Here is a 230-nt window from a genome sequence, read left to right on the forward strand (position 1 = left end):
CACACGCGCCCGAAGACACCGTGGTCCAGACGGCGGGCGAGAAGATCGAGATCGAGCCCAACACTCTACCCACACCCCCCCCCCCCCACCCCCCCACCGCCCCCCCCCCCCCCCCCCCCCCCGCCCCCCCCCCCCCCCCCCGCCCCCCCCCCCCCCCCCCCCCCCCCCCCCCCCCCCGGCCGCACCCCTCGCAACATTCGCGGTGCGGTGCCGGTTTCAAGGCACTACAC

The 230-nt window shown here is 79.6% G+C and carries 1 protein-coding gene; it reads right to left on the bottom strand.

Annotated elements, in window-relative coordinates:
• Positions 1 to 230 (bottom strand): hypothetical protein (locus NCT32_RS37200; RefSeq protein WP_250491584.1); only part of this gene is annotated, 230 nt, incomplete at both ends.

It is taken from the genome of Caballeronia sp. INML2 (assembly GCF_023631365.1).
Lineage (GTDB): Bacteria > Pseudomonadota > Gammaproteobacteria > Burkholderiales > Burkholderiaceae > Caballeronia > Caballeronia turbans.